9 protein-coding genes are annotated in these 10,217 nt (G+C 72.7%); 7 read left to right on the plus strand and 2 right to left on the minus strand.

What is annotated here, in order from left to right:
* Positions 1-15: 15 nt before the first annotated feature.
* Together AQJ64_RS29955 and AQJ64_RS29960 are read right to left on the minus strand one after the other, a co-directional pair.
* Positions 16-786, minus strand: coding sequence for a hypothetical protein (locus AQJ64_RS29955; protein ID WP_059203158.1), 771 nt, complete (start codon positions 784-786; stop codon positions 16-18).
* 79 nt (positions 787-865) lie between these two features.
* Entirely contained in the window at positions 866-1,501 is a 636-nt protein-coding gene (locus AQJ64_RS29960) for a hypothetical protein (protein ID WP_063808095.1), read from the minus strand.
* A 376-nt stretch (positions 1,502-1,877) separates the two neighbouring features.
* On the opposite strand from AQJ64_RS29960, the gene AQJ64_RS29965 reads away from it, so the two are divergent.
* The 7 genes from AQJ64_RS29965 to AQJ64_RS29995 all read left to right on the plus strand — a co-directional run.
* Positions 1,878-2,288, plus strand: coding sequence for a hypothetical protein (locus AQJ64_RS29965; protein WP_055632158.1), 411 nt, complete (start codon positions 1,878-1,880; stop codon positions 2,286-2,288).
* 92 nt (positions 2,289-2,380) lie between these two features.
* The gene (locus AQJ64_RS29970; RefSeq protein WP_055632159.1) at positions 2,381-3,568 is read left to right on the plus strand and encodes a sensor histidine kinase; all 1,188 of its coding nucleotides are present in this window, start codon (positions 2,381-2,383) and stop codon (positions 3,566-3,568) included.
* Positions 3,569-3,643: 75 nt separating this feature from the next.
* The gene (locus AQJ64_RS29975; RefSeq protein ID WP_055632160.1) at positions 3,644-4,381 is read left to right on the plus strand and encodes a response regulator; all 738 of its coding nucleotides are present in this window, start codon (positions 3,644-3,646) and stop codon (positions 4,379-4,381) included.
* A 223-nt stretch (positions 4,382-4,604) separates the two neighbouring features.
* Entirely contained in the window at positions 4,605-5,660 is a 1,056-nt protein-coding gene (locus AQJ64_RS51190; RefSeq protein WP_055632161.1) for an AMP-binding protein, read from the plus strand.
* The gene (locus tag AQJ64_RS51195; protein WP_240512494.1) at positions 5,657-6,631 is read left to right on the plus strand and encodes an AMP-binding enzyme; all 975 of its coding nucleotides are present in this window, start codon (positions 5,657-5,659) and stop codon (positions 6,629-6,631) included. Before AQJ64_RS51190 ends, AQJ64_RS51195 begins: the two co-directional genes overlap by 4 nt.
* Before the next feature lie 118 nt (positions 6,632-6,749).
* Complete coding sequence (locus AQJ64_RS29990; protein ID WP_055632162.1) at positions 6,750-7,643, plus strand: glycosyltransferase family 2 protein; 894 nt, start codon at positions 6,750-6,752, stop codon at positions 7,641-7,643.
* 375 nt (positions 7,644-8,018) lie between these two features.
* On the plus strand, positions 8,019-10,217 hold a 2,199-nt coding region (locus tag AQJ64_RS29995; protein ID WP_159060318.1), incomplete at its 3' end, for an AfsR/SARP family transcriptional regulator.

The following is a 10,217-nucleotide window of genomic DNA, read 5'->3' on the forward strand; positions in this document are numbered from 1 at the left end:
CGTGACCGTGCCTGCTCACCCGGACACCGAAGCCGCCCCGTCGGCCAGATCGTCGGAGCGCAGCAGGCGCAGGAACGCCTTCACCCCCGCGATGATCTCCTGGTTGTCGGTGAGCCGGTTCACCGTGGACTCGAACTCCCTGCCCAGCGCGGCGATCCGGCGGTCCGTTCCGTCGGCCCGCTCATGCGTGCCGAGGGCCAGCGCGTCCACGGTGCGGCGCAGTTCGGCGAGGGCCTTGTACTGTTCCTCCGCCTTCTCCTCCAGGACCCGCGTCCCGGCCTCCGCGCGGTCCAGCCGGGCACGCAGCTCCACGACGTCGTCCCGCGGGTACTTGACCTCCTTCAGGAGGGTGCCCAGGCGTCGGCGGAGCTGGCCGAAGTAGGCGCCGGCCGGGCGGAAGAAGGTGCTCAGGAGGAAGAACGCGGCGAACCAGTAGCCGGTGAACTCGCCCGTCGCCCAGGTGACCGCCATGACGACCGCCGCCGTCAGGAGGTGGCCCGCGATCGCCGCCCGGAGCATGACGCGGGCTATCCGCGCCGCCTCCGCGTCCCGGGACCCGGAGATCTCCATCCCCTTCTCCCGGCTCACCGTGATCTCGGCGAGCACCGCATGTGCCCGGAAGTAGAGGTTCCAGGGCAGGGTGAGCAGGAGCGTCAGCCACAGCAGGCTCAGTACGCCCGCTCCGACCGCGAACACCACCGTCGGCGGCGCCCCGGCCAGGTAGGCGAAGATCAGAGCTCCGGCCGCCGCCACGACGGCCACCACCGCCCCCAGAAATCTGCCCATGCCCCCGACTCCCGTCCGTATGTCCGTCGACACGGCCCATCGTCCCCGGGGCGGTGCGGCTTGGCATGAGTAGGCGTACTCAGCCCGCGGCCGGTCGGCCCGGGACGGGGAGGGCGGGGTTCTTGGTGCTGGTGCTGGTGCTGGTGCCGGCGCCGGTGGTGGGCGGGACGCGGCGGGAGAGGGAGGTGAAGGAGACGAGGAGCAGGGTGGCGCCGAGGGGGATGAAGTCCTTGTCGAGGAGCGGGAGAAGCAGGTCGCACACGACGAGGAAGGGCGTCCACGCCTTCACGCGGCGGGTCACGGCGAGCTGGAGGACGAGGGCGAGCATGCCGCCGTAGAAGAGGTAGGGGCCCACCTCGTAGACGACCGGAGAGACCCCGGGCAGTGCCGCGACACGGGTGATGGCCTCGCTCATCGTCTCGTGGTCGTCGGTCAGGGCGCCGGCGACGACGTCGATGGTGAACTGCGCGGTCAGGCACAGGGCGCCGGTCGTGGCGATCGTCGACACGGCGGTGGCGAGCCGGCCGTTCCCCGCCATGCGGCTCATCTCGCCGAACGCGATCGTGAACAGGGTCATGGCCGCGATGAAGGCCAGGTGTCCGACGGTCCAGGCGGTGCCCGGGCCGCGTACTCCGTCCAGACCGTCGACGATCCGGATCACTCCGTAGGCGAAGGTCAGCAGGGGGGCGCCGAGGAAGGCGGTGCGGGGGGTCATGGGTGGGGCTCCTTGGGTGGACGGTTCGGCGTGCGAGGCGGAGGGGGTGGAGGGGTGGAGGGGTGGAGAGGGCGGCATCGGTGTTCTGCCGCGGTGCCTCCGTCATCGTGCGGCCCGGAAGGGGGCGAAGTGATCGCCAGGCGGAGCGATCTTCCGGATCCCTCAGGCGGGGTACGCCGTGCCCCGGACTCACCGCGGCAGACGAGTTCCGCAGGCGGGCTCGGAACCCCGGGTGGCCTCGGGTTCTCATCCCCCTACCTCTCAAGAGTGAGAGCGAATGATCAGCCCGGCGAGCGATGTGGTCGAGGGGGGTGGTCGGCGAATCTTGTGTCACGCCGGAAACCGGAGGTCCCGGGCGGCGGACAGGGGGAATGACATGAAGCGCCGTTACGTCGTCGGGCTCGCCACCGCCTCTGTGCTGTCCCTCGGGGCGGTGGGCGCGGGCTGGGCCGTCGGAGAGGTCGTGGCCCGGCAGCAGGGACCCTGGCCGTGCGGGGAGTCCGATGTGCTGGGCGGGTCCGACAAGCTGACGGCCGACCCGGTGAGCGACCCCGGCAAGTTCCTGAAGCAGGCGAAGGACCTCTCGCAGGAGATCAAGGACCTGGCGGCGAAGACCGAGGACAAGGACGTGAAGAAGGGGCTCGAGAAGACCTCCGCCGACTACGACCGGATGATCGCCCGGTTCGACGGGGACGGACTGGAGCTGTCCGACGTGCCCGCCCTGACGACCGACATGATGCGGCTCGACAAGGACTCCCAGGCCCTGGACGACGCCTGCGGCGTGTGAGCCGCCCGCCCCCGAGCCGTACCTCGCCGTTGCGCCGGGCGTTCCCCATCGGCCAGGCTTCCCCCCAGTTCAGCCCGCCAGGAGGCCGTGACTTGTCCCCGTTCCCGCAGTCGTCCGTGGCGTGGGCCCGGTCGTTGCACCGGACCGCCGCCGGCAACCCCTATCTGCTCGACACCGCGCTCGCTCTGACCGCGGCGACCGTGTCGGTGCGCCTGCTGATCGCCAGCCGGCAGCCGGACGGCACCCCGTGGCCCTGGTGGATGTATCTGCTCGCGGTCGCGACGGCCGCGCCGCTGCCCTGGCGGCGCAGGGCCCCCGTGCTGTGCATGGTGCTGGTCTGGGCGGCCCTCGGTCCCTACAGCCATCTGGCCCATGCCATCCAGCCGCAGTTCCAGTTCGCCGCGCTGATCGCGCTCTACACCGCGGCCGCGCACACCGCCCCGCGGTCCCGGGCGGTGATCGCGGCGGCCACCGTGGTCATAGCCGTCGTGGGAACCCGGTCGCTGGGCGGCGCCTTCAGCAGCATCCTGACGTTCGGCTGTGCGCTGATGCTCGGCTCGCTGGTCTGGACACAGCGTCAGCTCAACGAGCAACTCGTACGACGGGCCGAGCAGCTGGAGCGGGAGCAGGAGGCCGAGGCGGCGAAGGCGGCCGCCGAGGAGCGGACCAGGATCGCCCGCGACATGCACGACATCCTCGCCCACTCGGTCAGCCTGATGGTGGTCCAGGCCGAGGCGGGGCCGGTCGTGGTCCGTTCCGCGCCCGACCGCGCGGAGCGTGCCTTCGACTCCATCGCCGAGACGGGCCGCGAGACGCTGGTCCAGCTGCGGGCCCTGCTCGGCGTGCTGAGGGACTCGAGCGAAACGGCGCAGACGGCTCCGCAACCGGGCCTGGCCGCCCTGCCCGAGCTGGTCGAGGGCGTGCGCCGCGCGGGTATCGACGTCCGGCTCGACGACGGCGGCCGGACGGCCCCGCTGTCGGCGGGGGCGGACTCGGCGGCGTACCGGATCATCCAGGAGGCGCTGACCAACGTGGTCAAGCACTCCACGGCCCGCACGGTGAGCGTACGGCTCCAACGCGTCGACGACGGGCTGCGGTTGGAGATCGAGGACGACGGCGGCGACGGCCGGCGCCCGGTAGGGTCTGCCTCCGTGGTCAGGAGCGGCCGGGGGCTGGTCGGGATACGTGAGCGTGCGGCGGCCTGCGGCGGCAGCGCCGAGGCCGGTCCGGGCCCCGAAGGACGGGGCTTCAAGGTGGCGGCGACGCTTCCGCTGAGCTGATCCCGCACCCGGGGAACACCGAAGAGCAGTGGCCCACGAGGTCGGCGGGACCCGTGCCGTGGAAGGAGAGGTGTCGTGACGATTCGTGTGGTGGTGGCCGACGACCAGGAACTGGTCAGGACCGGATTCGCGATGATCCTGGACGCGCAGCCGGACATCGAGGTCGTCGCCGAGGCGGCGGACGGTGCCCAGGCGGTGGCCGCGGTCCGCGAGCACGGCCCGGACGTGCTGCTGCTGGACGTGCGGATGCCGGTCATGGACGGTCTGACCGCCGCCCAGCAGGTCTGCGCGGAGAGCGACTGCAAGGTCATCATGCTGACCACGTTCGACCTCGACGAATATGTGCACACCGCGCTCAAGGCGGGGGTCAGCGGCTTTCTGCTCAAGGACGTGCGGCGGGACGACCTCGTGCACGGGGTCCGGGTCGTCATGGCCGGGGACGCCCTGCTGGCCCCCTCGATCACCCGACGGCTGATCGCCGAGTACGCGAGGCCCGCCCACCCGGGTGTTCCGCTGTCCCCGGGCGGGGCCCCCGCCCCGCTGTCGGCCTCGGCCTCGGGGTCCGCCGGGGACGGCGAGGGCGGCCGGGACAAGGGACCCCGCTCCCTGCTCCAGCAGCTGACCGCACGCGAGGAGGAGACCCTGCGCTGTATCGCCCAGGGCATGTCCAACGCGGAGATCGCCGCCGCCCTGGTGGTCAGTGAGCACACCGTGAAGACCCATGTCCGCAACCTTCTGGCCAAGTTGCAGCTCCGGGACCGGATCCACGCGGTGGTCTTCGCCTACGAGACCGGACTCGTCTCACCCGGCTGAGCACCGGCGCCGCACCGGCCTTGCAAGGTACGGCCGTTGCAACATGCTGCCGCCGGCAGCTGTGGACCGTACGGCGACAACTGGCCAGGATCGATGGAGTCGGGTTTCGGCGTCGTGCGCCGAGACAACGCCCCAGGGCCGTTCCTGAGGGCCATTCCGATTCACACTGTCGACTCGTGCTGGGGGCGGAGCCTTGTCTTCTTCGGAATTCCTTCCGGATGCAATGTCGGTATTCTTCCCGGATTTCGTTCTTCAGCATGCCCGGGACCGACCGGAACGGCCCGCCGTCGTCTTCGCCGGCCATGACACGCCGGACGAGACCGTCACCTACGCCGAACTGGACCGGTCGGCCCGCCGGATCGCGCACTGGCTCGGCGGCGCGGGGGTCGCCGAGGGCGACCGGGTGCTCCTGCTGCTGCCCACGGGGCTCGCCTTCGTCAAGGCGTTCCTGGGCTGCATGTACGCCGGTACGGTGCCGGTGCCCGCACCGCAGCCCGGGGGACAGCGCCATCACCTCGCCCGGACGGCGGGGATCGCCAGGGACGCCGCCGTGTCGGCGGTGTTCACCGACCGGGACAGCCTGGACGGCGTCGCCGAGTGGCTGCGCGAGGACGGGTTCGGGACGGTGCTGTGCGAGACGGCCGCCGGGGCCGAGGCGGGCGGCGACGAGGCGGCGTGGCGCCGGCCCGGCAACGCGGGTCCGGGCGCGCTCGCGTTCCTCCAGTACACCTCGGGCTCGACCAGCGACCCCAAGGGCGTCATGGTCGCCCACGGCCACCTGGGGCACAACCTCGCCCTGATGCAGGCCGCCCTCCAGGTGGACGGGGGCGACGACTTCTGCAGCTGGCTGCCCCTGTACCACGACATGGGCCTGATCGGGCTGCTGCTCCTGCCGCTGTACCTGGGGTCGACGACCACGCTGATGTCGGCGGTGGACTTCCTCAAGCGCCCCCAGCTGTGGCTGGAGATCGTGGACCGGCAGCGGGTCGCCGTCACCTCGGCGCCCAGCTTCGCCTACGACCTGTGCGCCCGCCGCCTCTCCGACGACCAGGTGGCCCGCCTCGACCTGTCCCAGTGGCGCATCGCCTGCAACGGGGCCGAGCCGATCGACCCGGCCGTTCTGGAGAGGTTCGCGAAGCGGTTCGCCCCCGCCGGATTCCGCGGTACGTCCTTCCTGCCCTGCTACGGCATGGCGGAGACGACCCTGTTCATCTCCGGGCGCCCGCCGGCGGAGGAGCCGCTCGTCCTCGACGTCGACCCGACCACCAGGTCAAGGTGAACGGCGTCCGGATCGAGCCCGGTGAGATCGAGGCCGCGCTGGTGGCCCACGCGGACGTCACCCAGGCGCTCGTCACCGCCGTCGCGCCGGACGGGGCCGCGGGCGGCAAGCGGCTCGTCGCCTACCTGACCACCCGCACCCAGCTCACCGCCGACGCACTGCGCGCCCATCTGCGGGACCGGCTGCCCGACAGTCATCTGCCCGCCCACTTCCGCTTCCTCGACGCGTTCCCGCTCACCCGGGGCGGCAAGGTCGACCGGGCCGCGCTGCCCGCCCCCGAGACGCCGGAGGCCGACTCCGCCGCGTTCGTGGCGCCGCGCCACGCGGCCGAGCGGCTGGTCGCCGGGGTGTGGGCCGACCTGCTCAAGCGGGAGCGCGTGTCCGCCCTCGACGACTTCTTCGCCCTCGGCGGCAGCTCCCTCCAGCTCCCTCACCTCCTTCGTTTCTTCCCCCGTGCACATGCGTGCCCTGCACATCCACCCGCCGGCAGGTGTGAGCCCCTGTGTTGGCGAGGTTACGGTGGGACGGTGAGCGACACCCCCGCGAGCGGCGGCGGCCACTCCGGCACCCCCCTCGCCAAGAAACTCGGCGTCAGGCCGGGACAGGGGCACCGGCTGCGCCTGCTGCACGCCGAGCCCGGCTGGGTGGTGCCCGGCCTCCCCGGCGACATCGACCTCGCTCCCGGCGGCCCCCGCGGCGCCGACATCACCGTCGCCTTCTACCGCTCGTACGCCGATCTGGCCGCGGAAGGCGAAACCCTCGTCCGCGACCTCGCCGACCACGCCATGCTCTGGATCGCCTGGCCCCGCAAGGCCGCCGGGCATGTCAGCGACCTCACCGAGAACGGCCTCCGTGACCTCTTCCTGCCCCTCGGCCTCGTCGATGTGAAGGTCGCCGCGCTGGGGGAGGACTGGTCCGGGCTGAAGTTCGTCCGAAGGCGGGAAAATCGCCGTAAAGGGGACGCAAAGTGAACCGGCGTTCGGGCAACCTCCGTATCTGAGGCAACATCTTGGTGAATGACGGGCGTCGCGCGACGGGAGCGCGGGAGAGTGCCGTCGTCGGCCGGACGGAGTGAAGAGGTTGAGCGACGTGGTGGAGCCGAGGATCGCCGTTGCCGTGGTGACCATGGGCAACCGGCCCGCCGAGGTCGACGCCCTGCTGGAGTCCGTCGCCAAGCAGGACCTGGCACCCGCCCGGATCGTCGTCGTCGGCAACGGCTGCCGGCTCCCCGAGTTCGCCGAACGCCTCTCCCTGCCCGGCGAGGTCACCACCATCGACCTCGACGAGAACCTCGGCTGCCCCGGTGGCCGCAACGTCGGCCTCGAACGGCTCCGCCGGTACGGCGACATCGACGTCGTCGTGGAACTCGACGACGACGGACTGCTCGTCGACGCCGACGTACTGCGCCGGGTACGGGACCTGTACGCCGCCGACCCCCGCCTCGGCATCGTCGGCTTCCGCATCGCCGACGAGAGCGGCGAGACCCAGCGCCGGCACGTCCCGCGCGTCGGCGCCGCCGACCCGATGGAGGGCGGATACGTCACCGGCTTCCTCGGCGGCGGCCACGGCCTCAGCATGGCCATGCTCGCCGAGACCGGCGACTGGCCCGCCGAGTTCTTCTTCGCGCACGAGGAGACCGACCTCGCCTGGCGCGCCACCGACGCCGGCTGGAAGATCCTCTACGCTCCCGAGCTGCTGCTCCAGCACCCCAAGACCTCACCCGCCCGGCACGCCATCTACCACCGCGTCACCGCCCGCAACCGCGTCTGGCTGGTCCGCCGCAACCTGCCGCTGCCGCTCATCCCCGTCCACCTCGGCGTGTGGATCGCCGTCACCCTGCTGCGCACCCGCTCGCTCGGCGGCCTCAAGGCCTGGTTCGGCGGGTTCGCGGAGGGCGTGCGCAAGCCGGCCGGTCCCCGGCGGCCCATGCGATGGCGCACGGTGTGGCGCCTCACCCGCCTCGGCCGGCCGCCCGTCATCTGAGGTCACGTCATCCGGGGTCGCGGCACCTGATCTCGCGGCACCTGATCTCGCGGCACCTGATCTCGTGTCATCTCGTGCGGTCTCGTGACGTCTCGTGCCGCGTGATCCCGACGCGCGTAGAAGCAGGGCGCGGGCCCCGGTCGTTCACCTCCACCGACCGGGGCCCGACGCGCCCCCCGGATCCGGCCGCGGCGGCGACACTCCCCCGAGTACCGCGTTCACACGCGCGCACCGTCGGGCCGGCTCCGATGTTGTGATCACATCAGGTGGCACCAACGGATCGCTAACATATTGCCAACGGGTGTCCATGTCGTCGCTGGTCAGATGGTCTGCCGCGAGGGTTTGCACATGGGTGGAAAGGCGATGGCGGACGTGATGCGGCAGGACGGGCTGCGGTTCGGACTGCTGGGGCCACCCGTCCTCCACTTCCCCGGCCCGCGGGACGAAAACACCCGGCCCCTCCGCAGCGCCAAACTCCGCACCCTTCTCGCCGCCCTCCTCCTCGACGCCAACCGGACCGTCCCCGTCGAGTCGCTCAAGGAGGCCCTGTGGGCCGGCGCGCCCCCGGCCTCCGCGCACGCCTCCCTGCACAACCACGTCACCCGGCTGCGCCGGCTCCTCGACGACCCGGAGCGGCTGCGGGCCGTGCCGACCGGTTACCAACTCCGCGTCGAACAGGGCGAACTCGACGTCCATGTCTTCGAGCGGCACCTCGCCACCGCGCGCGGGGCGCACGCCGCCCGTAACTGGGACCGCGTCGTCGCCGAGTGCGCCGCCGCGCTCGCGCTGTGGCGCGGCACCCCGCTCAGCGGCCTCCCCGCCGACCTGGGCGGCTATGCCTTCGTACGACGCCTGCGGGAGGCCCGGCTGCTCCTGCTGGAGTGGCGCTACGACGCCGAACTCGCCCTGGGCGGAAGCGCAATGGGCGCAGGGGACGGAGGCGACGGAGGGCAGGGAGGCCATGGAGGAGACGGAGGAGACGGGGAAGGTGGGGCACACGCGCCGGACGGGACGGCCCGGGTGGCCCGGATCGTGCCGGAACTGACGGCACTGGCCGCCGAGCATCCGCTGCGCGAGGCGTACCACCGACAGCTGATGCTGGCCCTGCACCGCACCGGCCGCCAGGCCGAGGCCCTCGCCGTCCACCGTGACCTGCGCACCCGCCTCGTGGAGGAACTCGGCGCCGAACCGGGCCCGGCGGTCCGCGAGGCCCATGCGGAGGTGCTCCGCGGGGTACTGGAGGCGGGGGCCGACGGTGACAGCCCCATCACCCCACCATCCCCCGGCCCCGCCCAACTCCCCCCACCTCCGGCTCACTTCACCGGCCGCGACCGCATCCTCCGTCGCCTCACCGACCTCCTCTCGGCCCCGTCGGCGGACGGCCGCCCCGCCCTCGCCGTCATCACCGGTATGGCCGGCGTCGGCAAGAGCGCCCTCGCCCTGCACGTGGCCCATGCCATGCGGGAACGTTTCCCCAATGGTCAGCTCTACTTCAACCTGCACGGCGCGACCCCCGGCATGACCCCGCTCCCCGCGCCCCAGGCGCTCGCCGCCCTCCTCCGCGACCTCGGCACCGAGCCCCGCCGCATCCCCGAACACCCGGACGCGGCGGCCGCGTTGCTGCGGACCCTCCTCGCGCCCACCCGTACCCTCATCGTCCTGGACGACGCCGCCTCCGCCGCCCAGATCCGCCCGCTCCTGCCGGCCGGACCCGGCTGCGCGGTGCTCGTCACCAGCCGTTCCCCGCTCACCGCCCTCGACGGCGCCCGCCGCTTCCCGCTCGCGCCCCTGTCCGCCGAGGACAGCGCGGCCCTGCTGCGCGCGCTCTCCGGCCGTGACGACGCGAACGACGGCGACGGCCTCGACGCACACCACCCCCTGGTCGACCTCACCGGCCGCCTCCCGCTGGCCCTCCGGATCGTTGCCGCCCGCCTCGCCGCCCGCCGGGCCCTCACCCCGGACGCGCTCGCCGGGCAGCTGACCGCGACTCAGGGCAGGCTGCACCACCTCGAGTACGACGACCTGAGCGTCCGCCGCTCCCTCGCCGTCGCCCATGACGCGCTCGCCGCGTCCGAGCGCGAGGCCGACCGGGACGCCGCCCTCGCCCTGCGCCGCGTCGGCGCCCTGGACCTCCCTTCCTACGGCGCCCCCCTGCTCGCCCGCCTCACCGGCACCGACGAGCTCCGCGCCGAGACCGCCCTCGACCGGCTCGTCGACGTGGCCCTCCTGGAGGAGACCAGCTACGGCCGCTACACCCCCCACGACCTCGTACGGGACTTCGCCCGCGAACTCGCGACCCAGACCACCACACCGACTGCCGCGGGTCCGCCGACCGTTGCGGGTTCGCCGACTGCTGTGGGCCCGCTGACCGCCACCGGCCTGCCGACCGGAGCGGGTTCGCCGACTGCCACTGGCCTGCCGACCACGACCGGCCCGGCGGCGGCTACTGGTCCGGCGGCGGTCACCGATCGGCTGGCGGTCACTGGTCCTGCGGCGGCCACTGGCCCGGCGGCGGTCACGGGCCCGGCGGCGGTCACTGGTCCTGCGGCGGTCACCGATCCGACGGCAGCTTCC

Origin of the sequence: Streptomyces griseoruber (genome assembly GCF_001514205.1) — a bacterium.
GTDB lineage: Bacteria > Actinomycetota > Actinomycetes > Streptomycetales > Streptomycetaceae > Streptomyces > Streptomyces griseoruber.

What these genes read in the sequence shown, in the direction of transcription:
- AQJ64_RS29955 (WP_059203158.1), bottom strand. Translation starts at nt 786, where the DNA reads ATGGGCAGATTTCTGGGGGCGGTGGTGGCCGTCGTGGCGGCGGCCGGA.
- AQJ64_RS29960 (WP_063808095.1), bottom strand. Translation starts at nt 1,501, where the DNA reads ATGACCCCCCGCACCGCCTTCCTCGGCGCCCCCCTGCTGACCTTCGCC.
- AQJ64_RS29965 (WP_055632158.1), top strand. Translation starts at nt 1,878, where the DNA reads ATGAAGCGCCGTTACGTCGTCGGGCTCGCCACCGCCTCTGTGCTGTCC.
- AQJ64_RS51190 (WP_055632161.1), top strand. Translation starts at nt 4,605, where the DNA reads ATGTCGGTATTCTTCCCGGATTTCGTTCTTCAGCATGCCCGGGACCGA.